This is a genomic window from Flectobacillus roseus, assembly GCF_030056595.1.
GTDB lineage: Bacteria > Bacteroidota > Bacteroidia > Cytophagales > Spirosomataceae > Flectobacillus > Flectobacillus roseus.
In genome coordinates this window covers 127,364-153,237 of the sequence record NZ_JASHIF010000010.1, presented here as the reverse complement: position 1 = coordinate 153,237, position 25,874 = coordinate 127,364, and the positions used below count along the sequence as shown (strand labels likewise).

The following is a 25,874-nucleotide window of genomic DNA, read 5'->3' as shown; positions in this document are numbered from 1 at the left end:
TACTAATGGTTTCCCAAGTTATTGATTTGTTTAAATAGACTATTACCGTCTTTTTTCTCGACAAGATTAAAATACTGGAATCCTAAAGCAATATAGGTAATGGCTGATAAAATAGACGATCCCACCATCGAAATCACTGTTGATATCACTACCACCCAGTCGCTGGTAATGCCTGATTGGATACCTAGTACTTTTAAAACTGATAAGATAGCAGCAGGAAGACTGAATACAAGTCCAATAAAGTAAACAATGATTGATACCACCATGACGAGTCCGAAAGTCGACCACCATTTGCCTTCGATAAGGTATTTGGCTCTACGAAGCGAAAAACCAGGGCTAGCATCTTCAAAAACGATTATGGCTGGACTTAGCAAAAACATAATCATAAAATAGATCATGACTGCAAAAATCACTAAACCAAAAATTCCAATAATCATGGGTCCTGCTACACCACCCACTGCTATACCCAAGGCTCCAGTAGCAAGTGATGCTAAAATGATGATGCCAAAAAAGACAAGCAACACCAAGAAAAAACCTCTAAAAACAGGAAGGAAATGTATTTTCACTTTTTCAGTTACTCTTTCTACCGTAATTCGTGATACTGAATCCTCCAAATAACATTGCATATAACTATAAACCGTTACCACCAAGAGAACCATAGAAATCACTGTGGCAAACAGTAATATAAAATAAGCTGGTCCGATGATATCGATACCACTTCTACTAAATCGTCTTAATATTTCTTCGACACCAGCGTTAGCATCGATGGGCGTGTCAGAGTAATTGCTACTCAATACATTGATTTGATGGAATCCTCCTGCAATGCCTGCAATCAGCAAGATGGGACCAACAATAAATAATAAAGCAAGAAATAAGTCTTTGAAATTGAGACGAACAAAAGAGAAAGTATCGTTAATTTTTTGACTAAAATCACGCTCTCTTTCAAGAGGCAGGTACTGTTTTTCCATAATAGTTGTATTGATAGTAATCAGGGATATAAGCTAAAAATAAGGTTTTCTGAAATAGAATAAGCTTTTGCTCAATGGTCTTTTCGTAAGTATTATGTAAAATGGTCAGTGGAGAATTTTCAGTTTTTACACTCAAAATTCATTCTTCTTGGCATCATACTTTAACATAATTGACTTTTTTGAAATACTTTTTGAGGATATACGATAAAATACCACACAATAAATAGGAAAGACGGTACAATTATGAGCAAACTATAAAAGGTATTTAGATGCTGTCGTGTAATGAAACTTTCGATGAAGCCAGCCATAATAAACAAAGGTACTAAAGCAATAACGATTTTAATGCCATTTTTTGCGCCAATCTTGAAAGATTCCATACGTGAATAGGTTCGAGGAAATAAAAGGCTATTTCCCATCACTAATCCCGCACATCCTGCCACAATAATCGATGAGATTTCTAAAACGCCATGTAGCCAAATTGTCAAAAGAGATACTTTCAGAAAACCTTGCTGATAACAAAAATATTGAAATACCCCTAGCATAATTCCATTCGTGATAAGCATATACGCCGTGCCTGCTGAGAACAAACAGCCCATTACAAAACACACAAAAGAAACTTTGATATTATTAGAGGTAATCTGCAAAAACATCATTAGCGGATCGGTACCTCCGTACACAGCCAAAGGATCTCCTTTTCGTATGTTTTCTAGCGTCATGTCAATATAGTCGTCGCCTAAAATCAGTCGGGCAAAAGTATCGTCGTGTGCCACAGAGATAGCCCCAATGATTGCCGAAATAAACGTAATACAGAAGGCTACCCAAAGCTCTTTTCGAAAACGAAACAGGAGATAAGGCACTTCAAACTTCCAAAACTCAACAAAACGATTGGAGGATTCTTTCTTATTGGCGTAAATTTTTCGGTAAAATTGAGCCGTCAGTTCATTCAAATAACGAGTAGTCGTTGAACTAGGGTAAAACGTCTGTGCGTAGGCCAAATCGTCGGTTAATTCTATAAATCTTTCGGCTAGTGTATCTGAATGAATACTTTGTACATCTTCTTCAAAAGATTGCCATTTATCAAGATTTTGTTTCTTAAATAATGCCTCTCTCATGGTGCATTTTTGCTTAAGGTAGTTTAATTTTAAGCAATATATCAAAATAACTTTACCACTGTGATAGATAATGAGTAAAATAAAAATACGGACAGCTCAAAATGTCGAAGTAGCTTTTACACCAGCTAGTATCGGAGATAGAATTATTGCATATTTGATTGATTTGGTAGTTTATTTCGCATGGATTCTTGTTTTTTCTTTAATTGCTACATGGCTGGATGACAGTCTATTCAACAACAGAATCAGAACGATTCTTTTCTTTGGGTTTGGTATTTTACCCCTCTTTTTTTATGATTTAATCTGTGAAATCTGGCTCAATGGTCAAAGCATTGGGAAAAGAGCTCGTAATATCAAAGTGATTAAACTAGATGGTAGTGCTCCTACCATTGGTGCCTATATCTTACGTTGGATTTTTAGAATTATTGATTTTAGTATTTTTGGTCAATGGGTTGGTGTGGTAGCGATTGCGGCAGGTGGTAAAGGACAGCGTTTGGGTGATATGGTAGCAGGTACAACTGTTGTGCGCATAGAACCTAAGGTATCGCTCGATGCGCTTCGCCAGCCAGTACTTGATGAAGCCTACGAAGTCATGATTCCAGAAGTAAGTTTATTGTCTGATGCCGATATTGAAATTATTCGTCAAGTAATTCAACGAGTAGAAGAAACCCAAGATGAGCGCTTACTGAGTCAAACAGCTCAAAAGCTAAAGGAGATTATGCAAATAGAGTCAAATCTTGACGATAATGCCTTTTTGACACAAGTTTTAAATGACCATACTTTTTTGATGGCTTATGGTGACGAATAATTACATTGTCTGAAAAAGCTTTCGATAACCAAGGGGACTTTGTCCTGTAAAGGTTTTGAACTGTTTGTTAAAATGCGATACATTGCCAAAGCCACTTTCAAAACATACTTCAGCTACTTGTTTGTCGGTGCCAATCAACAAATTACAAGCATGTTTGATACGATATTCAGTAACTACATCGAGAAAGGTTTTCTTCGTAACTTTTTTGAAATATCTACAAAAAGCTGTTTCGGTCATATTGGCTAAATACGCTGCTGTTTCCAAGTGAACTTCCTGCGTATAGTTTTCAATCACATAGGCATAAACCTTGTTAATTCGCTCTAAATCGACTTTTGCTAATTGATATGCTTGATTTTGACTTTCTAAAATCTGATGGTCTTGTGGCGCTTGTGCTATGGTATTTAACAAATCCAACAAGCCTAAAACTTTCTGAACAGGAGGAACATTGAGTAGGAAAATTAATTCTTTAGCAATTCTGTTTCTCGTCTTTCCTGTGATAACCAAACCCGAAGCCGACTTTTCCAATAAATGACTAACTGCTTGCATTTCGGGTATAGTGAAAAACTTTTCTCCCAAAAAATCTGCTTTAAATTGTACCACTACAGCCTGCGACGAATCCTCTAAGCCAATCGTTTCATTTTTCCAGCAATGAGGCAAGTTGGGACCCATCAAAACCAAATCTCCAGCACTAAAATCTGCCACATGATTACCGATATATCTTTTGCCTTCACTCTTAACAATGAGAGTCAGCTCATATTCAGGGTGAAAATGGTAAGGAGCGTCAAAATATGGCAAACTAAAATGTCTGAACCCCAAGGATTGATTCAAACCATTATCTAATTGCTCTAAGGAGGCTTTCATTTTGATAAAAATTATACTCAATATAAGGATATTGATAGGAAATAGGTAAAAATGCACAAATATTGGTAAAAAACGACAAAATCTGCCTGAAAAAATTCATGTTATTTTGCCTTCATCAAAAATTAAGATTACAATAATATAACTAAAGCTTGTTATTATTTTAGTATGAAATGTATGGCTGGTTTAACCTTTCCCGACTTATCTTCTATGTATCAGATTAATGCTCAACAACAGTCAGATTATCAGCAAAATGGACATATTTTGTTGCATAACATCGTCAACACCGAAGAGATAGAAATTTACAGACACTTGATTCATCATGGTGTAGAGCGATTCAATACTGAGTTTCGTGACATGTCAGAGCGCGACACTTATGGAAAAGCTTTTCTGCAAGTAATGAATCTTTGGGAGGTAGACGACGACATCAAGAAATTTACCTTTGCAAAACGATTTGCACAAATCGCTGCCGATTTGATGGGGGTCGAAAAAGTACGTTTGTATCATGACCAAGCACTCTTCAAAGAAGCTGGCGGTGGTCATACGCCATGGCATCAAGACCAATATTATTGGCCTATCGACACCAGTAATACAATCACGATGTGGATGCCTCTGATTGATATTTCTGAAGAAATGGGCATGCTTACTTTTGCTTCAGGCTCACATGAATTAGGTTTTTTAGGAAACCTAGCCATTTCTGATAAGTCGGACGATGTGCTAAAGAATATTGTTGAAGAAAAAGGGTATCCTATTGTAAGAGCCTCCTCCATGAAAGCAGGCGATGCAACTTTTCATGCTGGCTGGACCTTACATCATGCTCCAGGGAATAACTCTTCAAAGATGAGAGAAGTAATGACGATTATTTTTGTAGCCGATGGGGCAAAAGTTGCTGAGCCTAAAAACTCTCATCAAGAAGCAGATCGCCAACGATGGATAAAGGGTTTACCAGTTGGTAGCTTAGTCGCATCTGAGTTAAATCCTATTTTGAATGGCTAAGCGTAATAGGTATAACTATTTACTAGAGGTAATGTTGTTATTAGTTACTTGTATATCAGTTATTTGAAGGCACTCACAATTAAAAGGTTACACCCAAAGTGAATCGCAGATATACTATTAATGTAAGCTTTAGGCAATCTCCCCTATGCTTTAAGCATGTTTCTCAAGAAAATCATAGAAACTTTTGCCAAATGCCCATAGCTGATTGCCCTAAGCCTAATGTTTGGGACAGCCACAGTCTTTTTTACGGAACAAACCCCATAAAAATCCTTTTTTACGTCTTCTTTTATATGTGCTTTTGGTAGTTGATGCTGAGATATGTGTTTCGACAGACTTATATTCTACTGTATTAGCTTCCGATTCTAGTTGTAAGAAACATATAGCAAAACCCAATAAAATTACCTTTTTCATAAGTGTTTAGCGTTGTTATATAGGAAAATGACTGAGTGATAACGGACAAAGTTAAAAGCAAAGTAAATAGATATTGCTCAATTAGTAGTTGTTAAATAACGAAAGTCTTGAGATTTAAGTATAAAAACATGAGGCATTCCTAATTTAGTGATTTACAATTGAGTGAATGAGTGATTATTCTGAAATTTTCTAGCTGTAGGGATGTAAAACATTACGTCCTAAGCTGAGTAAACTATAGTATTGTAATATCAAAAAGGCGGTCGAAATTAGTTTTTCGACCGCCTTTTTGGATACTATATTTCAGAATGATAACTCTTTAGATGCAAAACATTGCATCTCTACAAATAAAATTTACATTTTAGAATAATCACTCATTCGCTCAATTACTCAATCACTAAATATGAGTCATCTCATATTCACCAAAATATTATTTGTTCAATAATTCATCGAAAGTAATACCAATATAGTAAGTTGAACCTACCGAAGCACTACCATACGCTTGGAAATAAGGATTACCAAATAGGTTAGTTGCACCCACTTTGATAATCGACTTAATTGGCGCTACTTTATAGCTGAATTGAGCATCTAAGTTATTGATAGCAGGAACCACTGTATTTGTGAAAATAGGTACATCAGTTGTTGTAGGCAATGGGAAGCTCGATTCCCAAGTAAATGCATCTTGGTGACGGAATGAAACATTATATCCCCATTTGCTACCACTTGTGATACGTTTACCAAAATTAAATTTCATGCTGTATGATGGTGTGTTAAAACCAGCATAAGGAACTTCTGTAGAGGCAACGAAATTATTCATTTGGTTGTGTGAGATATTCGCACCTACAGAGTAACCTTTATCTAATGAGTAGTTCAAACCCGCTGACCATCCTGAAATAGTAATGTCCTCGTCAGAGTTAGCTACTCTTGAGTAACCAGCACGAGTGCTACCACTACCCAAACCTGATTCGATTGGTAAGCCAGGACCAGCCGCTGCTGTAGGAACTACGATAGTTGCACCACCGATAAAGTTTTTGTAAACACTGTAGTAATAAGAAGCATCAACAAACAAACGTTTTGCAATTAAGCCTTTGTAACCAATTTCGTAAGACTGAATTTTTTCAGTAGTCAAAGGTTTTGCTTTGTATTTAGGCAATGCAGCCAATGCGTATGCTGGAGTTACTTGAGTAGCTACTTCTGTTACTTTTTGTTTAACCGTATTTTGAACGTTTGTCTGAATCAAAGTTTGTACTGGAGCAGACGCCATTTGTTGCGTTACACCCGCTTGGATTGCCGCTTGTGCATTGGCAGCTGGAAGTTGCCCTGCTGCTACCTGTGCCTGTACTGCTGCTGTTACTTGAGCTGTTACTTGTGCTTGTACTGCGGCAATTACTGCTTGTTGAATATTTGCTAATTGCGCTGTTACTGCTGCTGTTGCATATTGTACAGCGGCAGCTTTCACTGCGTCTGTAAGGTATTTTGAATTAGCACCATTCTTAGCAAGGTCAGAAGCAAAAGCTGTCAAGGTCTCACGAGTTACACCTGTTGCTAATTTGTAACGAGCATCAAATTCTGGTAATCCACCAATCAATGTTCCTGCTGGAGTAGCTAGGTCGATATATTGGTTTTGAGTTGTAGGAATACGGAAACCTGTTTGATATGACAAACGGATATTGTGGTCTTGGTTAGGTGATAATACCGCAGAGAAACGAGGTGTGTATTGACCCTCAAAATTCTGGTTTTTATCATATCTCAACGACCCTGTTAGTTTTAAGTGATCGTTTAATAGATTTTTTGATGCTTGGATGAAACCGCCGTATTCATTAATAGAAATCGAGCCATTTCTTCCATCTTTCATATCCGAAAACAAAGTACCTGCCGAGCGCAATTCATAATTACGGAAGTTAGCGCCTACAGTCAAATCCAAAAACTTAATTTCATTTTTGAAGTTGTAAAAACCTTCCACATGGTACATATTACTTCTATCAGCAAAAGCACCACCACCTTGTGTAATAGGAAGGTTGCGATATTTTTCTAACAACGTATTAAACGCTGCTGAGCCTGGTGCTGGCATATTGCGATCTGCAAATTGGCGAGCTGCTAAGTGAGCTGCATCTTCTGCCGCACCTGCCTGACGAGCTTGTAAAAATGCACCTGCATATTCGGTATACCAAGCAGTATTCGATTTGATTTCGTTGAGCATACCAACAGCTGTCAAACCAGCAGTATACGAGCCACCTGAACGCTCTTGAGTAGTATAGGCACGCAAGTTGAAGTTGTCGCCACGCAATTCTAATTTCGCTTGTGTAATATTAAAATCACGCAATGAATAACGACCAGTACCAGTATAAAGCGTAGTACCTTCACCGTAGTTTAATTGAGCAATTGCTTCTACTTTTTCTGTTAAACGATAATGTACAGCACCATTAAATTTCAAAGATTTCGTATTGTTATCTACCAAGTCTTTTTCCATATAACCTGTACGGCTCACGTTTGCATTTGGCAATGCGGCATTCAACGAATTTAAGTTCGTTTGAATCTCATCGCCATATACGTTCATACCATCATAATCGGTTTTTGTACCAGCTCCACGACTAGGGTCTGCGTTACCACCTAAGTTGAGGTTGGTATAATTAGTAGCTTCCCAATCTTTCGCACGGATATACGAGAAGTTTAATTTGAAGGCAATTTTGTTATTGAATGCTTTAGCAAAACGCACCGACATATCTGTAAATGGCGTAGTAGCTGTGCTACGGTTGCTAGCATGCATAATACCCGATTTTACGTTTGCACTTAATCCTTGGTATAAAAATGGGCTTTTGCTATTCATCAAAACTAAGCCGTTGATAGCGTTTGGACCGTAAAGCGCTGATGCAGCACCAGGCAATACCTCCACATTCTCAACGTCTAATTCTGGCATACCGATAATGTTATCTACTGCAAAGTTCAAACCTGGTGCAGAGTTATCCATACCATCAATCATCTGAACGATACGTGGGTTACCAGTCGAACCAAATCCACGCATATTGATAGACTTAAACAACAAACCTTGTGTAGCCATATCAACACCTTTCAAGTTGGCTAAACCATCATAAAAGTTGTTTGAAGCTGTTTGCTGGATAGCTTTCAAGTCCATTTTTTCAACCGAAACAGGTGATTTCATTACACTTTCTTCTACTCTGGAAGCCGCAACTACAATTTCTTGTCCCATTACAGTTTGTTCTTCTAAGGCAATAGAAAAATCTGAAGTTTTATCGGTCACCTTAAGTTCCTGAGTAGCATAACCTACGCTTGATACCGTAATCGAGAAAGGAACAGGCGTGTTTGTTTTTAAAGAGAAATTTCCTTTGGCATCTGTAATTGTACCAATCACTTTTCCTTTTACCGCAATACTAACCCCGATGAGCTTTTCTTTGGTAGCAGAGTCAAAAACCTTACCTGTAATAACAGTCTGCGAAAAGCTTGTGAATGCACAGAATAGAAATAAGACACTGGTAAGTAGTCTTATTGTAGTAGATAGTTTGTTCATACGTTTTTTAGTGAATTAAGATTACGAAAACTGTTTACTTCAAAAAGAATAGTAGATTTACAATTGTTTGAAAACTATACCGTTTGTGTTTCAAAACGATTTTAAACTCTTCTCAACTAAACAGTTGTTTGATTCGTAAATCTAACTAATGTTTAGAGAATTTAGTTAATATAAAAATGGTTTTTTTACAAATTTTTCAAAAAATCATACAATAAGATAACTTATGCGTTTTTATCCCTTGATTTTTGCATGGCTTATTCTTTCTTGCCAAAGAGTTCCTTATCAAATACAGAGCCATTATAACGAAAACACCAATCTTGTTAAGCCCAATTATGCCTTAAAGGAATATTGGGCCGCATTACCAGACCAAAATGACCCTGCCGACCAAGTACCCTTGAAGTCAGATTTTACTGATAATCAGGCATTAGCTAAGGTGGATGTTTTTTTTATTCATCCTACTATTTATACGCAAAAACCTCAAGGTCCATCTGATTGGAATGCCGATGTGAATGATGCCGATATGAATCAAAAAGTGGACGCATCTACCATTCTCAATCAGGCATCGGTATTTAATGGCTCGTGTCGTGTATATGCGCCGCGTTATCGTCAGGCACATTATCATGCGTTTGTTACCAAGGATTTGACCGATAAAGTAAAATCCTTAGATTTGGCGTATTCTGATGTAAAAGCGTCTTTTGAATATTATCTTCAACATTACAATGAAGGACGTCCTATCGTGATAGCTTCTCATAGCCAAGGTACTGTTCATGCCAAGAGATTGATAAAAGAGTTTTTTGATAAAAAACCTTTACAGAAACAGCTTGTAGTGGCTTATTTGGTGGGTATCGCCACACAGCCTAATACTTTTGAGTTAATTAAAGCGTGTGAAAATGGTGATCAAACAGGCTGTTTTGTATCATGGAATACTTATGCTAGAGATTATTATCCGTCATGGTATAACGAAGGGCTTAATACTTCGGTAAGTACCAATCCATTGACGTGGAAACTCGATGAGGAATTTGCGCCTCGTTCTTTGAGTAAAGGTGGTGTTGGACTCAAATTTACTTATATACCTGAAGCGGTAGATGCTCAAAACCATGCAGGAATGTTGTGGATTAATAAACCTTATGTAAAAGGTAGATTTTTATTAAATACCAAAATTTGGCATCGTGCTGACTACAATTTATTCTATGGAAATATCAGGGAAAATGTAAAAAATAGAGTAGAAAACTATTGGCGAGAGAAGTAATTGATAGGTAAGTAATCGTGCAACATAACATTTAAGCTATGTGTTTAGGCACTAGGCAAAGAGTGTTAAAATGTTTTTTAGTAACGATAGATATGTTTTTGCCGAAAGCCGAAAGCTGATACCTGAAAGCCTTAGGCACAACAATTAAATTCTATCTTGTCCAAAATCAACAAAGGCACAAAGTGATTAATCACTTTGTGCCTTTGTTGATTTATGATTTTAAAACCGCAAACTAAATTGCCAACGACTAAACAAAACCTACTCTTCTGCAAAAGAAATAAGATGCTTTACTTGTGTCAGAATCTCAACATTGTCGGGACAATCTAAGTCTTGACCGATTACTTGATAACCCGTAATTAAGATTTTTGTATTAGGGAAAGTATGAGCTAATTTATAGACATACTTTTGGATTTCATCTTGCGCAGGTACACTCGTTATAACAGTAAACAAATAATCTGGTTTGTGAACGTTATAGGCAAATACGAGCTCTTCAAAAGGAAGGCTTTGTCCCAAATAGACTACCTTATTTTGTCGCGCACGCACCAAATAATTGGCAAACAGCAAACTAGTCTCATGTAATTCTCCCTCTGGTAAAAACAAGAGATATTTTTTTGCACCAACTTTCAACGACGGCAACTGTCCATCTATCGCTACGATAATTTTCTGACGAATCAAATTTGAGATAAAATGCTCTTGTGCAGGACCAATCGAGCCTGTCATCCATAGCGTACCAATACGGCTTAAGAAGGGATGAATGATGTTTATCATCATATTTTCAAACCCAAACTGTAAAGTATTAGTACTGATAATTTTTTCGAAACGCTCCTCATCCAAGTCTAACATCGAAATCGTTAAGGCATGTATCTGATCGGGATAGTTCATTTGCTTATCCGAAATAACCATCACCTCACGCGCCATAGATTCAGCACTCATTTGAGCGATTTCCGAAATTTTGTAGCCGTGTTCTTTTAGCAACGCAATATTCAATACGAGCTTCAAATCTACATCATCATAAGTCCTAATATTAGTATCTGTACGTGTAGGTTTGAGAATATCATATCGTTGCTCCCAAATTCTGAGAGTATGTGCTTTTATACCCGATAACTGTTCGAGATCCTTGATAGAATAATTGCTCATGATTGTGGTATTGTTAGTCCTGTTGCTCTTGCACCTAAGCTAGAAAAAGAGGAATTCTAGCCTTAATTTCTTTTTGTTTGAGATATTTATCCAAATAGTATGAGGTAAAGCCTTTGTTCAATAAAAAGGTTTTATTTTTCAACAAAATTAATTCAATTATTCAACAAAAATGAAATTGTATGCCCTGCGAAGAAAAAGCATTGTAAGAAAAGCAATAAAATAGCTAATGGGTTATGCTTATCAAACCTACTTACACTAAAGTAATAGCCTAAGATGGATGCAATAATCCACCATGCGACATAATTGCGAATAGGAATGATATTGTTTTCCCATTGCCAAAAATCCAATGCTATTGCTACGGGTTCTATTAGATAATCTAAGCTCGTCATCAAGGTTCCTATCAAAATTCCTTGGATAATAGGATGCCAAGAAAGTTTGAAATATTCTCTGAATTTTTCCCAAAAAATACCGCTACAATACACCAGAATAAACCAATTGGTACCAATTACCAGTGGTACATTAAACAGCTTTGTTCCTAAACCAGCACCATATTGGTACACGCCAAATATTACGCCTGTGTGTACGCCAATTACTTCAATCCAATAGCCAACTAAATAACAAACGATACCTAAAATGATAAAATTCTTGTGAAAGTCTTGATGAAAAAACAATAATAAGCCAGCAGATACCCATAAATTAAAAGCCGATAATTCTTGAAAAATAGGCATTAACATCGGAACCTGCAACCCTATTAATCCTACAACATACATCAGGACTAAGATGAATTGGGTTGTTTTTGTATATTTTTCGGTGAGTATTTGCTGTATTGAATGTATTGTCATAAATATTTTTAATCAAAAAAGCCTAATCGAGATTTGTATGGTTGTTGAATAAAAGTTACACATAAGAAATGTGTTACCCTTTATTAGATTAACATATCTATTAACGAAAGGTTTAAAAGGAGGGCGTATATAAAAAAAGTAGGCTTCGAGAAAATCTCAAAGCCTAGCATTTTAAATTTAGTCAAGGTAAAAAAAGTTTATCTAATATAGAGACTTGAAATGCCGTTCTTTACGAATGTCGTGTTCAATTATCTCTAGTGAGAAATCAATAAAATCCTTTATTTGCTTCAGCCATTTCACGAAGCTGGGTGGTTGGTCTAAAACGGTCACCGTAAGTATCGGCTAATCTATCACATTCTTTCACAAAATCCACAATTCCCACTGTATCCACAAAAGAAAGTGTTCCTCCCAAATAGGCTGGAAATCCCCAAGCAAAAATAGACCCTAAATCAGCGTCGAGTGGTGTTCTAAGAACTCCCTCTTCAAAACACTTTACGGTTTCGAGGACTTGACGATAAAAAAGTCGCTGTTTGATGTCTTCGGCAGAAGGTTGTATTGAATTTAAGGGAAATAATTGAGATAATCCTTCCCAAAGATATTTTTTCTTTCCTGTGGTAGGGTCTGGGTATTCATAAAAACCTGCTTTGGCTTTTTTACCTAAGCGTCCCATTTCTGTAAACTGCTTACTGATTTGATACGCCGTATCGTCTGGCGACAATACACCAGCTTGAACAGACTCGTGCGAAATTTTGTAAGCCAAATCTAACGCAACCTCATCTGAAACTGCCAATGGTCCAACAGGAAAGCCCATTTGCTTAGCCACATTTTCAATTACCACAGGATTTACGCCATCTTTTAACAACTCTAATCCTTCAGAAGTATAAGTGCTAAATACCCTCGAAGTATAAAAACCTCTAGAGTCATTTACGACAATTGGTGTCTTGCGGATTTTCTTGACATAATCCATTGCCATGGCGAGCGCATAGTCACTGGTTTGTTTACCAACGATAATTTCTACCAATTGCATTTTATCTACAGGTGAAAAGAAGTGAATTCCGATAAAATTCTCTTGCTTTTGAGTCGCTTTTGCCAACTCGGTAATAGGAAGCGTTGAAGTATTAGAAGCAAATACGCCATCTTCTCGTAAGAACTTTTCTGCCTCTTGTGTAACATTGGCCTTGAGGCTTGGGTTTTCAAACACCGCCTCAATAATCAAATCTACGTCTTGAAGTGATTCGTAAATATCAGTAGTTTGAATAAGTGCTAAAATTTGTTCGGCTTTCTCAGCAGTCATTTTACCACGCTCAATACCTTTTTGTAATAATTTACGGGAATAATCCTTACCCTTTTCCGCATTTTCTAGTGAAGTATCTTTCAATACAACTTTCAAACCTGCCTGTGCAGATACGTACGCAATGCCCGCGCCCATCATACCCGCACCTAATATCCCAATACTGTTGATTTGTGTTACTGGGACATTTTTGGGTCTTCCTGCGCCTTTATTTACTTCATTCAGACCGAAAAAGGTCGTTCTGATAAGATTTTTGGCGACAGAAGAGTTGGCTACTTTTACAAAATGACGAGCTTCTATCACAATGCCACGGTCAATATTGACCAGCAAGCCTTCATATACACATGACATAATTTCGATAGGGGCAGGATAATTCCCTTGGGTTTTGGCAAGGGTCATGGCAGTGCCGCCCATCATCAATTGGACACCTTTAGGCGTTAAGACATTTCCTCCAGGTACTTTGAAGTTTTCTCTGGCCTTAATTTTACCCGTTTTTTTATCCACTTCATCCCAAGGCTGTACCGCAATTGGATGTGCTTCTATCCATTCTACAGCCTTCTGAAACATTTCTTCAGGAGAATCCGCTAATTGGTCGACCATACCAAAAGCCAAAGCATCTTTTGGAGAAACTCTTTTTCCTTCAAGCAATAGCGGTGCTGCGGCTTCCATTCCAATCATACGTGGGAGACGCTGTGTGCCGCCTCCACCTGGCAACAAGCCAATGGTTACTTCTGGCAAACCAATGATAGATTTAGGATTGTTTAGGGCTACTCGATGATGACAAGCCAAACAAACCTCATAGCCTCCGCCTAATGCCGTACCATTCATGGCTGCCACAATAGGCTTACCGTTGGTTTCCATTTTTCGGAAAATGGTATTCAGACTCATCGAAAGCTTGAAAAGTTCTTCGGGAGCTCGCCCATTATTTTGAAGAATCATTTTCAAATCAGCTCCTGCAATAAACTCAGGTCGTTCTGAGGTCAGAATAATTCCTTTAACATCAGGATTAGTATAGACTTTTTCAAGTGCCTCAGACAACGCAGGAATAGATTCATTGTTGAGCACATTCATAGGCTGATTAGCGATATTGATGCCTAGTACAGCTATATTGTTTTGGATATTGATAGTAATCATTTGTGTCGTCATTAAATAGAAGTTGAATCATCTTTTAAGTATTGTAGAGCAAACTCTAAATACGCTCAATAACGGTGGCGATTCCCATACCTCCTCCAATACATAAACTAGCGAGTCCCATACCTTTGCCTGTGCGTTCTAATTCATCGAGTAATGTCATCAAAATGATTGCCCCTGTAGCACCAAGTGGATGTCCTAAAGCAATAGCCCCACCGTTTACATTAACCTTGCTATGATCAACTCCCAAAACGTCCATAAATAGCATAGGAATGGCCGCAAACGCCTCATTTATTTCAAATAAGTCTATATCCTGAATATTCATTCCATTACGTTTGAGCACTTTTTGCGTCGCGGGTATCGGACCTGTCAGCATAATGGTAGGCTCTGAGCCACAAACCCCAAAAGCTGAAATTTTTGCTCGTGGTTTCAAACCCAATTTTTCTCCAATAGCTTTATTTCCTATTAATATTCCAGCTGAGCCATCTACAATTTGTGAGGAGTTTCCTGCATGATGAACGTGATTGATTTCGTTAAGTTCTGGATATTTCATCAATGCTAACTGGTCGAGTCCCATTTGTCCCATCATTTCAAAAGAAGGGCGCAGTTTTGCCAAACCATCTACTGTGGTATCTGGTCGCATACCTTCATCGTAGTTGAGCACCTCAATACCAATTTCATCTTTTACCCCAAACATCGAATGACTAAAGCGTCCATCTGCATGAGCTACTGCTGCGCGTTGTTGTGATATTACTGCAAATTGGTCAACTGCCTGACGTGAATAACCATATTTGGTGGCAATCAAATCTGCTGAGATACCTTGAGGAACAAATTTGTGGGTTGCGATAAGTTGTGGATTCATCATCATTGCACCACCATCGGCTCCCATCGCCACACGTGACATTGACTCGATACCCCCTGCAATCATCAATTCTTGTTGACCAGACATGATATAAGCCGCAGCCATATTAACGGCCTCTAAGCCAGAAGAACAAAAGCGGTTGATTTGTACACCTGCGACTGACTGTGGATAACCCGCCGCCAAAACTGCTGTGCGAGCAATATCTGCACCTTGTTCGCCAATAGGCGTTACACAACCCATAATTACATCATCGACCAATGAAGTATCGAGTTGGTTGCGGTCACGGAGTTGCTCTAATACTTGTTGGGCTAATTGTACAGGTTGGATATCGTGTAGTGAGCCATCAGATTTACCTCTTCCACGAGGGGTGCGAACGGCATCGTAGATATAAGCTTCGTTCATAGTTAAACGCTAGTTTTTGATGATTTGAATACCAGAGAAGAAAAACTATTTTAAAATTACATAAAAAGTATGCTTGCATAATATTTTTTATGTGATTTTTTTAATAATAAATTTAGTTTTGTAGAGAATTTGGTATCTTGTTTGTGAAAAATCTTCTATGGAGATTTATACATCGAAGAGTGTCATAAAAAGTATTTTTTCCCTCGACAATTATGCGTGAGCATAGCGATAAAAAGCATTCGACTGGAAAAAATAAAATTTATATTCTTGTTAAATCTTTGAAAATGAATTGATAGTATGAGTTTTCTTTCCCAAATTCCTTAATCAACTCAAACATTTTAACCATGCATCATTTACTTATCGCTTCACTGCTTTCGGTAGGACAGCCTACAGCTCAGTTATCTGACATCACTATTCCTCAGACTATTTCGGTACAGGCCGACTCATTGAGCTTCAAAGACTACTTTGGGAATTATAAAATGCAAGCCAATGATCAGATTCCTAAAATCAAGATTTATTATAAAAATGGCTCATTGGTGGCTTTGGCAGGAGATTATCCTGAAACTAAATTGAGCAAAAAACAAGATGATGAATTTGAGGAAGCGAATTACGGAGCTGCTGTATTTTTTATCAGAAAAGATGGGCTCGTTGTTGGAATAAAAGTAGTCGTACAAGGACAAGAAATGCTTGGCGATAAGGAGATATAAAAAACTTCTGACAAGACAGAACACTATCGTCCAAAGCCGCCACTTTGTACAATGAGTTTGTTTAGTTTGTCAGAAGTTGTATCAATTTTAATTACCCTTTACTCAGCCGCCACTAAGTAAGTTGGTTCAACAATTTTGTGATTAGTTATTTAGTAATTACAAATTTATCTGTCGTGACATATATTGACAAAAGTCAATGGATGAAATATGTATTTATTTGACAGTTGCCGAAAATTAATGTTAAATGAAAATGGTGTCAGTTGAATTCTGACACCATCTTTTTAATCTATAGCCTTTGTCTCTCTTAGATACAATTGTACCGTATTTTCGAGTCCATAATAGAGCGCATCGCATACTAATGCATGACCAATAGATACTTCTAAAAGGTTAGGAATATTTTGTTGGAAGTAGCGAAGGTTTTCCAAACTCAAGTCATGTCCAGCATTGATTCCCAGTCCTAATTGATTCGCCACTTTGGCAGCACTGATAAAATCTTTAATCGCAGCTTCACGATTTTGTAGGTAATATTCAGCATAAGGCTCGGTATAAAGCTCAATTCGGTCAGTACCTGTTTCTTTGGCTCCTTCAACCATACGCTCGTCGGCATCCACAAAAATTGATGTACGAATACCTGCTTCCTTAAACATCGCAATTAAATCTTGCAAGCGACTTTTATGCGTAATTGTATCCCATCCTGCATTTGAAGTGATGGCACCAAGTGCATCAGGTACAAGGGTTACTTGTGTGGGTTTGGTAGCTAATACCAACTCTACAAACTTGCCTTCGGTAGGGTTACCTTCGATATTGAATTCGGTAGTGACGATTTCTTTCAAATCATATACATCCTGATAACGAATATGGCGCTCGTCGGGGCGAGGGTGAACGGTAATGCCTTCTGCTCCAAATCGTTCGCAATCCATAGCGACTTTGACCACATTAGGATTGTTGCCACCTCTGGAGTTACGAATGGTAGCAATTTTGTTGATATTTACACTAAGTTTAGTCATAGTATTCAAAAGCAATGCTCGACAAAAGTGCTTGAATGCCGAGAGTAATGGTGAATGATTGAATAGTTTTGTATTTTTGTAAAAACTGTACAAAATTTCTGTGAAGTTATAGCATAGCTCCTGTTATGGAAATGTTTTGCTGATGATTTTTGTTCAAAAGTAAGAAACAGTATTTTGGGTATCGGGTTTCAGCTATTGGTTTTCGGGTCAATGAGAGAGAGTTGATGATATGCCTTTGGCGGTAGGCTAAATGTTAAATAGTATTTCTTATGAAGTAATAGAAACTTTTTTGCCTAATGCTTATGACGAATACCCTTTTAATTTTAAAACAATTATTTATCAAATAGAACTATGTCACTAAAATCAAATATCGAAGGTGGTATCAAAGATGCCATGCGTGCCAAAGATCAAGATCGTTTGAGAGCGCTTCGTGCTATCAAATCTTTAATTTTATTAGAAGAAACTTCTGGTAACAGTACTGGCGAATTGACTACAGACGCCGAAATGAAAATCTTGACAAAAGCAGCCAAACAACGTAAAGATTCAATGGAAGTATTCGTGGCGCAAGGTCGTAGCGATTTGGCAGAAAAAGAACAAGCTGAGTTGACTGTCATTGAAGAGTTTTTGCCAAAACAATTAACAGAAGAAGAATTAAAAGCCAAATTGACTGAGATCATTGCTCGTGTAGGTGCTTCTGCTCCTTCAGATATGGGTAAAGTAATGGGTGTTGCTACCAAAGAATTAGCTGGATTAGCAGATGGCAAAGTTGTTTCTGCTACTGTTAAAGCACTTTTAGGATAATTTTCTTACATTTTTGACTGTTGATTTTGATAGATTTACTCAAAATCAACAGTTTTTCAACCTTCTATTCTGTGAAAGTCATTGATATTTTTATACTTCTTCCAATTCTGTGGGGAGCTTTTATTGGCTACCAACGAGGAATTATCATAGAAGTAATTTCTATATTGGCTTTTATCATTTCTGTCATTATTGGCTTCAAAACCCTAGGTGTTGCATCTGATTGGCTATCGCCTTACATGACCAGCAAGGTAACCGATAGGGTATTACCTTATGTTGGTTTTGGAGCAGTATTTTTCCCAATTGTTTATCTGATTAATAAATTGGGCTGGGTACTCCGCAAATCTATTAAAGCAACTGTATTGGGGCAATTTGATTCCTTAGTAGGTGCTTTGGTTGGTGGCATGACTTGGGCTTTTGGGATTAGTATTATTCTGTGGCTTGGCTCGGCGATCGGAGTGCAAATTCCTCCCAAAAACGAGAAAGGTCCTTACTATTTATTGCCTATTGTAAAACCATTTGCTCCTTCAATTATTGAAAAAGCTGTGGATAAAGTTCCTACACAAATTAAGAGATTTAGCGAGCCACATAAATCATAAGATTGTTTTCCTCCAACCAACTCATAGAATATTATTAAATTGTAAAAAACTGTATAACAATTGTTTATAAGTTTTTACAAAAATACCATGAATCCATAAAATGCGATAAATCATTGTATTTAACTACCTCTCTGAATATCAATCCGATAAAAATTAGTCGTACCTTTGCAAAATCAATCACTTGTTTATTAAAACTAGACTATCCGAGGATAGTTGTAGCCACAAAAGATATGAGTAGTGCACAGCATTAAAAATTAGGGCTGTACGAAAGATTTCAAACTATTGCGGATTGGGGATTTTTGATTTCGGGAATAAAGTAAAACAACTCTGTTGTTGATAGAGTATTAAGTAAAAAGTGGGTTGTAAGTAGGAAAACGTTATTAGTTAACAGTATATTGGTTATTTGAAGATATTCATAATCAAAAGATTATAGTCAAATTTTGCCTCAGATATACTATTAATTTAATCTTTCCTATTACTTACTTCCGCAATCAAAATAACCAAATCAATACCCTCTAGTATCTTTCGTGGAGGACTCATCAGAAACGTTGAGAGTCCTAGAAAGTAGGCATATCGACTCATCTCGATTTAAGTATAAAGTTTATTATGGAAGTTGTAGTAGCTAACAAAAAAGATATTAGAAAGCTGAGCCTTAGCCAAATTAAAGAGTTTTTGGTAGAAAAGGGCGAGCAAGGATTTAGAGCCAAACAGGTATATGAGTGGCTTTGGAAAAAATCTGTACAAAGTTTTGACGAAATGACAAACCTCTCTAAAAAGATGAGAGAGGTTTTGGACGAAAATTTTGAAATTCGTGCCGTTACAGTAGCTGAAAAACAAGTATCTTCTGACAAAACGATTAAGTCTTCGTTTCAGTTATTTGACCAAAATTTGGTAGAAGGCGTACTAATTCCTGCCGATGACCGTATGACTGCTTGTGTATCCTCACAAGTGGGTTGTTCTTTAACTTGTAAGTTTTGCGCTACGGGTTATATGGATCGCAAGCGTAATCTTGACCCTGCCGAAATTTATGATCAAGTGGTGCGCATCCGTGACCAAGCAGAAGGGCATTATCAAACGCCATTGACCAATATTGTGTATATGGGTATGGGCGAGCCTTTATTGAATTATGCCAACGTATTGCAGTCAATCGAGCATATTACATCGCCAGAAGGCCTAGGAATGTCGCCCAAACGCATTACGGTATCGACAGCGGGTATTGCCAAAATGATAAAAAAATTAGGCGATGATGAAGTAAAATTCAACTTGGCATTGTCTTTACACGCTGCTAATGATGTGAAGCGTAATCAAATTATGCCAATCAATGAGAGCAATACATTAGAAGCCCTCAAAGAAGCATTGCAGTATTTTTACAAAAAAACAGGAAGTAGGATTACACTTGAATATATCGTTTTCTATCGTTTCAACGATACCTTAGAGGACGCAAAAGAACTTTGGCAATTTGCCAAACAGTTTCCTTGTAAGATTAACATTATTGAATATAATCCTATTGCGGAGGCCAACTATACTAACACTGATCCATTGACTTTGGAAAAATTTGCGAAGTTTTTAGAAGAAAAAGGAATGGTTGTAAATGTGCGTCGCTCAAGAGGTAAAGATATTGATGCAGCTTGTGGGCAGTTAGCAGGTAAAAAAAAGGCTGAAAATTAATACATTTGTAATGCCAAGGATTTATGGCACATTTTTTAAAACAAAAAAATCAACAACTAGTTAATACTCAAAACTAACCCTATAATCTTTGAAAATAAAGCTCTGTAAAGAGAATTAAAATTGATTATACAAGAAAACCATCTCAATGGAAAAAGTAAGTTTCAACAACAAGAACAGTGTTTTTTTTAATGCATTACGCAAAAAAGTAAACGATTATTTTCAAGCTAACCAGATTAAGCCAACAGGTAATTACAAGTTGTATTTCAAATCAACGACCCTCCTTGCCAGTGCAGTTGCATTGTATTTGATTTTGGTGTTTTTTACACCTACTGCTTGGGTCTCTGTTTTGCTTTCGGCTTTATTAGGGTTCAATATGGCTGCAATTGGATTCAACATCATGCATGATGGTGCTCATGGGAGCTTTTCAGAGCGTAAATGGGTAAATGAATTGATGGGGTATTCGTTGAATATGATTGGCGGAAGTGTGTACTTGTGGAAATTTAAACATAATTTCAATCACCACTCATTTACTAATATCGATGGGATGGACGATGATATTGATATTAAGCCTTGGATTCGTGTAAGTTCTACACAGGAAAAATATTGGTTTCACCGTTTTCAATACATCTATTGGGTGTTTTTGTATGGTTGGACATATTTGTTGTGGATTTACTGGCAAGATTTCCAAAAATACTTTACTGGAAAAGTAGGCGAAACAAAATTTAGAAAAATGGATACCAAAGAACATCTTATTTTCTGGATTACCAAAATCGGTTATGTAGCAGTTTTTGTAGCATTGCCTATTTACCGTTTAGGAATTGTAGATGCTATGATTGGTTATTTTGTTATTGCCTTTGTTTGTGGGTTTGTAAGTGCAGTAGTATTCCAATTGGCTCACGTCGTAGAACACACAACATTTCCAATGCCAGATGAAGAAACTTCTAAGATTAATGTAGAATGGGCCATTCACCAAATCCAAACTACTGCCAATTTTGCTACTCGTAACAAAATTGTTTCATGGTTTACTGGAGGTCTTAATTTTCAGGTAGAACATCACCTTTTCCCGAAAATCAGTCATATCCATTATCCAAAAATCAACGAGTTAGTAAGAGAAACTTGTCAGCAATTTGGCATTGAATATCTTGAATATCCAAGTGTTTTAAGTGCCTTACGTTCGCATGTGATGTATTTGAAACAAGTGGGAGTTGCATAAGTAATAACGAGTTATTAAGTCTATTTGATTATAAAAAGTCCATTGTGTCATTTTTGATGCAATGGACTTTTACTTTTATAATGGTCTATGAAAATAAATAGTTTGTCTTATAAAATCCTCTTTTGGGCGATTCACCTACTGATTTTTCCTTTTCACTTTTAATCTACTATTTTTCAATAACGAACTCTCATATTCTCAAGTCACAAGTATGTAATCAATCAAACCAAATCAAGGATATGAAATTCAAAATCACTATTGCAATCGCAATTTTATTTGCCACATTGATAGCCTTTAGCTGTAAACAAGATGACTCTGTTGTTTCTTCTTCAGCTACAGCGTCTATTTCTACCTTAAACTGTTCTTCTACAACCTTTTCGGCTACCCCTGTAGCTGGTACTGCCTTTACGGGCACAGCTACTGTTCCTTACACTGGTGGTAATGGAGGTGCCTATGCTACTGGCACAGCGGTTGCATCGTCGGGAGTAACTGGTCTGACGGCCACGCTCGCAGCAGGAACATTAGCGTCTGGAACGGGTTCTGTAACCTTTGCTATTACAGGCACCCCTGCGACAAGTGGTACTGCCACTTTTGCCATTACTGTTGCTGGGCAATCATGTACTATCTCCATGACTGTCAATACTGCTAGCTCAGGGTCATCGGGTTCAAGCGGAACAGGTACTACATGGTCTATAGATACAGACATTACCAATATCGTTTCGATGGCGGAGGCATTTAAAGCTACGCTTTCATCTACACAAATTACTTCGTTACAGGATACTTACAACAAAGCTCATGCTCAAAAATGGTCGAACCTTCCCGAAGGATTATACCGTGGTCGCTCAGGTTTACAGACAAGTACTCTGAGTACAGCACAGTGGACAGCTTTCTATAATTTATTAAAAGTGGCTACTAGCTCAGTAACCAACGAAGGAAATGCCGAATACTTGGGCATTCTGGCGGCAGATGACTATTTGAACTCAATAGGTGGAGGTTCAGATTATGGATCTGGCAACTACTATATTGCTTTTATAGGAACCCCAAGTACAACTGGACTTTGGTGTTTGCAGATAGGCGGTCACCACGGAACAATTATTTATACCTATAATGGTGGAAAAATGACAGGTGGCACGCCATCGTTTCGTTCTACCGAGCCATTCCCTACTTATACATGGAAAACTGTAACTTATAACCCTATTCAACAAGAACAGACGACTCTATCAAATATGTTGAAAGGCTTAAGTTCGACAGAATTAACAACAGCCAAACGTTCCTCGGCACAAAATGATTTGATTTTGGGCCCTGCTCAGGATAATAAATTCCCAACCACAAAAACGGGTGTAAAAGTAGGAAACCTGACCGCTGCGCAACAAGAGCTAGTATTAGCGGCTATTAAAACCTACACTGATGATTTGGATGATAAAGCGGCAGCGGCTGTTTACGCAAAATATAAAGCTGATATTGCAGACACCTACGTCTCCTATTATGGAACTACCAGTTTGACAAGTAGTGGTGACTACGTACTGATTGACGGGCCAAATGTATGGATTGAGTTTTCGATGCAAGGAGGTATCATCGTGAAAAACGCAAATCACCCTCACTCTGTTTGGAGAGATAGAAAAGCTGATTATGGTAGCAACTAGGTGGTATTAATGCTGAATTGCGAGTGGTGAATTGTGAATGTAATTTTTTTTTAGTAATCAGTCATGAGGATTCAGTAACCATATCTCAATCATTTTCTGTAGAAAAATTTTATAGTTTTAGACTAAATCTTAATGTGGGTAAAGTGGATAAGATTTTGCCCACATACGTAAGCTCAAAACTCCACATTTCAAAATCGCCACTCGTACTTATGTCGTCCGTTAAGTTTAAAACTATATATCTTCTTTTTTTCTTTTTAGGAAATTTTCAACTTTTTAGTCACCCTATGCCAAGTTCGATGGTGGTGCTGAAAGTACATGAAAAAAGTATTTCAGGAGAAATACAATTGCCTTTAGGTGAGCTACAATCTGCCATAGGAATGAGCGTAAATGACAATTCTGATCATTTGGTTGAGCGCCTTGGGGATACGCTTCGTCATTACTTGATGGCGCATATTCGCCCAAGAAGTTTTGACGGAAAGGCTTGGACTGTCACTCTAGGAAAAATGTGGGTAACAGAAGAGAAAACAAACCGAGCAACGGGCGATTATAAGGAGCTTATTGTTGCTTTTACAATGAGCCCACCTTTGAATTATGATTTACGAAATTTCTACTTTGACAACGATGTGATTTTGCATCAGGTAGCAAGTCATCAGATTTTGGTAAATATTAAAGAAGATTGGCAACAAGGTTTGGTTTCGGAAGATTCAACTTTACAACAAATTGGGGTAATTGCGCTGGATACTCAAACGGGTAAGATTCCCGTTTTTCAAGTCAGTCTACAGGAGGGAAGTGTCTGGCAAGGATTCAAAAATATGGTAGTACTAGGAATCGACCATATCGCAGAAGGTACCGATCATATTTTATTTATTTTGACCTTGCTTTTGCCAGCCATGCTTGTGGTGGAAGATAGAAAATGGAGTGCCTATAAAGGACTCAAGCCAAGCTTATTGTCCTTGCTTAAAATAGTAACAGCCTTTACTATTGGACATTCGTTAACCTTACTGTTGGGTGCTTCTCAATGGCTGAATTTACCCGTAAAGCCTATTGAAGTCTGTATTGCTATCACAATTTTGATTTCTTCAATACATGCTTTCAAACCTATTTACCCTAAAAAAGAAGTCTTAATTGCAGGAGGTTTTGGGTTAATTCATGGAATGGCTTTTGCCGAAACCTTGACTAATTTGGAGCTCTCTGTCAAGCAAATGATTTTGAGCATTTTGGGTTTTAATATAGGAATCGAACTAATGCAGCTATGTATTATTTTGGTGATATTTCCTTTATTGATTTTACTTTCTCAAACTCGATACTACACCATTTTTCGCCAAATTGGGGCAGTGTTAATGATTATCATGGCAATGGTTTGGATAGTTGAGAGAATGGGTGAATAGTATTTTCTAGTAGCAGGAGCTTTACCTCGCTACTAGAAATAAGAGTTTTTAGACAAGAACATTCATTCTTACACAATACACTCCTGAATTTGAAGCTGTAATGCTTTCCAATCGAGTGGCTCAGATGAAATGAGTTCCAAACGACTATCTCTTCTATAGGCCAAATAATGGCTTGTTGGCATTCCTTCTACACAATTGTATAAATACCAATCTTCTCCCGTTCGTAAAATTCCTTTAGCTCGGTGGATTTTACTGTCGAAATACCAGCGTACAATCAACATATTAAGTTTGTTGAGGTCGAATACTTCTTTATGAGAAAAAATCCAGCCGCATGAATAACTTCCCAAGCCTTTGTTGGGCTTCATGAGGGGTTTCCCTACTCTTGGAACTTGCTGAAATAAAACAGATTGGGTCGTATGATTTTCTACTGGCGACTCGTGCTCTAAATGCTCATTTGGGAATTGAGGTAAACGATTTTCATCAATTCCTAAACTTAACCATTCGGGTTTTAGACGCCCTTGTTCAATTCTGTCAATCACTAGTTTTGGAGGATACAATTCTTCGGCATATTCCCAAAAAAACTCAAGTTCCTCCTCGGTACACAAATCAGTTTTATTAGCGACCAACACATCTGCCAAAGATATTTGATCAAGATAAGTGCCATCGGTTTGATAACGCTCTCGACTCAGTTGGGCTGGATTTAAAATACAAATTGTGGTATCAACGTAAATATCATTTGAAAAGGCACGACTGCGCAACAAATCCAAAATGCTGGCAGGATGCCCCATACCTGTTGGTTCAATCAAAATACGATTGGGACGCAAACGCGTCAGCATCATTTGAAGCGAAAAGTGCATATTTTGTGCTGCCGAGCAACAAATACAACCTCCTTCTACTTCCATGACTTGCAATTCCTTGTCGCCTTCAGATGCCAACGTAAGGTGGTCGATAGACACTTCGCCAAAGTCATTGACTAATACAGCCCATTTTTCGTCTTCTGGCTTTTCTCTAAGCAGATTGACGATAGCAGTGGTTTTTCCAACTCCCAAATAGCCAGTAATCAAATTGACTGGTATTCTCTCCAACATAATTTTATCTTTTTACTGAAACGTACGCTTTAATCGTGAATGATTTCAAACTATTGCGGATTGGGGATTTCTGATTTCGGAAATAAGTGAAATACCTTTATTTTTTACAGAAAATAGAAGCTTACACTTCCGAAATCCAACATCAGATATCCGAAATAGATCAATACAAATTCCCTCAC

The 25,874-nt window shown here is 37.5% G+C and carries 21 protein-coding genes; 10 read left to right on the top strand and 11 right to left on the bottom strand.

The genetic code is table 11. The annotated features are described in order from the left end of the window. Positions 1-2: 2 nt before the first annotated feature. Positions 3-968 (bottom strand): hypothetical protein, encoded by a 966-nt coding sequence (locus QM524_RS13165; protein ID WP_283344956.1) that lies wholly within the window; start codon positions 966-968, stop codon positions 3-5. 161 nt (positions 969-1,129) lie between these two features. Continuing rightward, on the bottom strand, positions 1,130-2,080 hold the full coding sequence (locus QM524_RS13160) for a stage II sporulation protein M (RefSeq protein WP_283344955.1): 951 nt from the start codon (positions 2,078-2,080) through the stop codon (positions 1,130-1,132). A gap of 70 nt (positions 2,081-2,150) precedes the next feature. On the opposite strand from QM524_RS13160, the gene QM524_RS13155 reads away from it, so the two are divergent. After that, positions 2,151-2,885 carry an RDD family protein gene (locus tag QM524_RS13155; RefSeq protein WP_095161002.1) on the top strand — a complete coding sequence of 245 codons (735 nt, stop codon included), beginning with the start codon at positions 2,151-2,153 and terminating at the stop codon, positions 2,883-2,885. On the opposite strand, the gene QM524_RS13150 is transcribed toward QM524_RS13155, so the two are convergent. Next, complete coding sequence (locus QM524_RS13150; RefSeq protein ID WP_283344954.1) at positions 2,886-3,746, bottom strand: AraC family transcriptional regulator; 861 nt, start codon at positions 3,744-3,746, stop codon at positions 2,886-2,888. Positions 3,747-3,920: 174 nt separating this feature from the next. On the opposite strand from QM524_RS13150, the gene QM524_RS13145 reads away from it, so the two are divergent. Further along, positions 3,921-4,739, top strand: coding sequence for a phytanoyl-CoA dioxygenase family protein (locus QM524_RS13145; protein WP_283344953.1), 819 nt, complete (start codon positions 3,921-3,923; stop codon positions 4,737-4,739). Positions 4,740-4,955: 216 nt separating this feature from the next. Here the strand turns inward: QM524_RS13145 and QM524_RS13140 are convergent, their stop codons facing one another. Both QM524_RS13140 and QM524_RS13135 read right to left on the bottom strand, forming a co-directional pair. Beyond that, positions 4,956-5,150: a hypothetical protein gene (locus QM524_RS13140; protein ID WP_283344952.1), complete on the bottom strand. Its 195-nt coding sequence runs from the start codon at positions 5,148-5,150 to the stop codon at positions 4,956-4,958. 427 nt (positions 5,151-5,577) lie between these two features. Next, on the bottom strand, positions 5,578-8,673 hold the full coding sequence (locus QM524_RS13135; protein WP_283344951.1) for a TonB-dependent receptor: 3,096 nt from the start codon (positions 8,671-8,673) through the stop codon (positions 5,578-5,580). A 223-nt stretch (positions 8,674-8,896) separates the two neighbouring features. On the opposite strand from QM524_RS13135, the gene QM524_RS13130 reads away from it, so the two are divergent. Continuing rightward, on the top strand, positions 8,897-9,922 hold the full coding sequence (locus tag QM524_RS13130; RefSeq protein WP_283344950.1) for a DUF3089 domain-containing protein: 1,026 nt from the start codon (positions 8,897-8,899) through the stop codon (positions 9,920-9,922). A gap of 258 nt (positions 9,923-10,180) precedes the next feature. On the opposite strand, the gene QM524_RS13125 is transcribed toward QM524_RS13130, so the two are convergent. The 4 genes from QM524_RS13125 to QM524_RS13110 all read right to left on the bottom strand — a co-directional run bounded on the left by QM524_RS13125 (position 10,181) and on the right by QM524_RS13110 (position 15,587). After that, positions 10,181-11,059 carry a MerR family transcriptional regulator gene (locus QM524_RS13125; RefSeq protein WP_166550881.1) on the bottom strand — a complete coding sequence of 293 codons (879 nt, stop codon included), beginning with the start codon at positions 11,057-11,059 and terminating at the stop codon, positions 10,181-10,183. Positions 11,060-11,211: 152 nt separating this feature from the next. Continuing rightward, positions 11,212-11,901: a carotenoid biosynthesis protein gene (locus QM524_RS13120; protein WP_283344949.1), complete on the bottom strand. Its 690-nt coding sequence runs from the start codon at positions 11,899-11,901 to the stop codon at positions 11,212-11,214. Positions 11,902-12,166: 265 nt separating this feature from the next. Continuing rightward, positions 12,167-14,338 (bottom strand): 3-hydroxyacyl-CoA dehydrogenase NAD-binding domain-containing protein, encoded by a 2,172-nt coding sequence (locus tag QM524_RS13115; RefSeq protein WP_388046700.1) that lies wholly within the window; start codon positions 14,336-14,338, stop codon positions 12,167-12,169. Positions 14,339-14,381: 43 nt separating this feature from the next. Continuing rightward, entirely contained in the window at positions 14,382-15,587 is a 1,206-nt protein-coding gene (locus QM524_RS13110; protein ID WP_283344948.1) for an acetyl-CoA C-acetyltransferase, read from the bottom strand. 344 nt (positions 15,588-15,931) lie between these two features. Between QM524_RS13110 and QM524_RS13105 the strand changes: the two genes are divergently transcribed. Continuing rightward, positions 15,932-16,294 carry a hypothetical protein gene (locus QM524_RS13105; RefSeq protein WP_283344947.1) on the top strand — a complete coding sequence of 121 codons (363 nt, stop codon included), beginning with the start codon at positions 15,932-15,934 and terminating at the stop codon, positions 16,292-16,294. 281 nt (positions 16,295-16,575) lie between these two features. Here the strand turns inward: QM524_RS13105 and QM524_RS13100 are convergent, their stop codons facing one another. Beyond that, positions 16,576-17,301, bottom strand: coding sequence for a pyridoxine 5'-phosphate synthase (locus QM524_RS13100; protein WP_283344946.1), 726 nt, complete (start codon positions 17,299-17,301; stop codon positions 16,576-16,578). 351 nt (positions 17,302-17,652) lie between these two features. Here QM524_RS13100 and QM524_RS13095 point away from each other — a divergent pair, with 351 nt between their 5' ends. From QM524_RS13095 to QM524_RS13070, 6 genes are all read left to right on the top strand, one after another. Continuing rightward, positions 17,653-18,102 (top strand): GatB/YqeY domain-containing protein, encoded by a 450-nt coding sequence (locus QM524_RS13095; protein WP_095160992.1) that lies wholly within the window; start codon positions 17,653-17,655, stop codon positions 18,100-18,102. A gap of 71 nt (positions 18,103-18,173) precedes the next feature. Beyond that, positions 18,174-18,698, top strand: a complete 525-nt coding sequence (locus QM524_RS13090) for a CvpA family protein (protein WP_166576923.1) — start codon at positions 18,174-18,176, stop codon at positions 18,696-18,698. A 606-nt stretch (positions 18,699-19,304) separates the two neighbouring features. Continuing rightward, complete coding sequence (gene rlmN, locus QM524_RS13085; protein ID WP_283344945.1) at positions 19,305-20,366, top strand: 23S rRNA (adenine(2503)-C(2))-methyltransferase RlmN; 1,062 nt, start codon at positions 19,305-19,307, stop codon at positions 20,364-20,366. Between the two features lie 145 nt (positions 20,367-20,511). After that, positions 20,512-21,579 carry a fatty acid desaturase family protein gene (locus QM524_RS13080; protein WP_283344944.1) on the top strand — a complete coding sequence of 356 codons (1,068 nt, stop codon included), beginning with the start codon at positions 20,512-20,514 and terminating at the stop codon, positions 21,577-21,579. Between the two features lie 236 nt (positions 21,580-21,815). After that, the gene (locus tag QM524_RS13075; RefSeq protein ID WP_283344943.1) at positions 21,816-23,219 is read left to right on the top strand and encodes a DUF3500 domain-containing protein; all 1,404 of its coding nucleotides are present in this window, start codon (positions 21,816-21,818) and stop codon (positions 23,217-23,219) included. A 284-nt stretch (positions 23,220-23,503) separates the two neighbouring features. After that, a complete protein-coding gene (locus QM524_RS13070; protein ID WP_283344942.1) occupies positions 23,504-24,607 on the top strand; it encodes a HupE/UreJ family protein in 1,104 nt (367 codons plus the stop codon). 68 nt (positions 24,608-24,675) lie between these two features. Here the strand turns inward: QM524_RS13070 and QM524_RS13065 are convergent, their stop codons facing one another. Next, positions 24,676-25,695, bottom strand: coding sequence for a CobW family GTP-binding protein (locus tag QM524_RS13065; protein ID WP_283344941.1), 1,020 nt, complete (start codon positions 25,693-25,695; stop codon positions 24,676-24,678). Positions 25,696-25,874: the final 179 nt, after the last annotated feature.

Bases quoted from the DNA above. Each gene is read 5' to 3' on its own strand.
- QM524_RS13165 (WP_283344956.1), bottom strand. From the start codon at position 968: ATGGAAAAACAGTACCTGCCTCTTGAAAGAGAGCGTGATTTTAGTCAA.
- QM524_RS13160 (WP_283344955.1), bottom strand. From the start codon at position 2,080: ATGAGAGAGGCATTATTTAAGAAACAAAATCTTGATAAATGGCAATCT.
- QM524_RS13155 (WP_095161002.1), top strand. From the start codon at position 2,151: ATGAGTAAAATAAAAATACGGACAGCTCAAAATGTCGAAGTAGCTTTT.
- QM524_RS13150 (WP_283344954.1), bottom strand. From the start codon at position 3,746: ATGAAAGCCTCCTTAGAGCAATTAGATAATGGTTTGAATCAATCCTTG.
- QM524_RS13145 (WP_283344953.1), top strand. From the start codon at position 3,921: ATGGCTGGTTTAACCTTTCCCGACTTATCTTCTATGTATCAGATTAAT.
- QM524_RS13140 (WP_283344952.1), bottom strand. From the start codon at position 5,150: ATGAAAAAGGTAATTTTATTGGGTTTTGCTATATGTTTCTTACAACTA.
- QM524_RS13135 (WP_283344951.1), bottom strand. From the start codon at position 8,673: ATGAACAAACTATCTACTACAATAAGACTACTTACCAGTGTCTTATTT.
- QM524_RS13130 (WP_283344950.1), top strand. From the start codon at position 8,897: ATGCGTTTTTATCCCTTGATTTTTGCATGGCTTATTCTTTCTTGCCAA.
- QM524_RS13125 (WP_166550881.1), bottom strand. From the start codon at position 11,059: ATGAGCAATTATTCTATCAAGGATCTCGAACAGTTATCGGGTATAAAA.
- QM524_RS13120 (WP_283344949.1), bottom strand. From the start codon at position 11,901: ATGACAATACATTCAATACAGCAAATACTCACCGAAAAATATACAAAA.
- QM524_RS13115 (WP_388046700.1), bottom strand. From the start codon at position 14,338: ATGACGACACAAATGATTACTATCAATATCCAAAACAATATAGCTGTA.
- QM524_RS13110 (WP_283344948.1), bottom strand. From the start codon at position 15,587: ATGAACGAAGCTTATATCTACGATGCCGTTCGCACCCCTCGTGGAAGA.
- QM524_RS13105 (WP_283344947.1), top strand. From the start codon at position 15,932: ATGCATCATTTACTTATCGCTTCACTGCTTTCGGTAGGACAGCCTACA.
- QM524_RS13100 (WP_283344946.1), bottom strand. From the start codon at position 17,301: ATGACTAAACTTAGTGTAAATATCAACAAAATTGCTACCATTCGTAAC.
- QM524_RS13095 (WP_095160992.1), top strand. From the start codon at position 17,653: ATGTCACTAAAATCAAATATCGAAGGTGGTATCAAAGATGCCATGCGT.
- rlmN (WP_283344945.1), top strand. From the start codon at position 19,305: ATGGAAGTTGTAGTAGCTAACAAAAAAGATATTAGAAAGCTGAGCCTT.
- QM524_RS13080 (WP_283344944.1), top strand. From the start codon at position 20,512: ATGGAAAAAGTAAGTTTCAACAACAAGAACAGTGTTTTTTTTAATGCA.
- QM524_RS13075 (WP_283344943.1), top strand. From the start codon at position 21,816: ATGAAATTCAAAATCACTATTGCAATCGCAATTTTATTTGCCACATTG.
- QM524_RS13070 (WP_283344942.1), top strand. From the start codon at position 23,504: ATGCCAAGTTCGATGGTGGTGCTGAAAGTACATGAAAAAAGTATTTCA.
- QM524_RS13065 (WP_283344941.1), bottom strand. From the start codon at position 25,695: ATGTTGGAGAGAATACCAGTCAATTTGATTACTGGCTATTTGGGAGTT.